Below are 209 nucleotides of genomic sequence, written 5' to 3'. Positions count from 1 at the left end.
AAAGAAGTTACAGTAACACCAGATCAACCAAAAACACCAGGAACTCCAGTAGATCCAAATAACCCAGATGGACCTAAATACCCAGCTGGCTTGGAAGAAAAAGATCTAAACAAAACTGTTACACGTACAATCACTTATGTGTACGAAGATGGAACTCCAGTATTAAATGAAGATGGAACACCAAAAACAGTAACACAAGAAGCTAAATT

General features: G+C 37.3%; 1 protein-coding gene. It reads left to right on the top strand.

What is annotated here, in order from left to right; translation table 11 throughout:
* The coding region (locus tag HMPREF2628_RS01960) for a mucin-binding protein (protein ID WP_142350481.1) at positions 1-209 on the top strand (209 nt) is incomplete at both ends.

The organism is Streptococcus sp. HMSC063B03 (assembly GCF_001836965.1).
Lineage (GTDB): Bacteria > Bacillota > Bacilli > Lactobacillales > Streptococcaceae > Streptococcus > Streptococcus pneumoniae_F.
The sequence above is the reverse complement of the archived record's forward strand: the minus strand, read 5'-3'. Positions and strand labels throughout refer to the sequence as shown.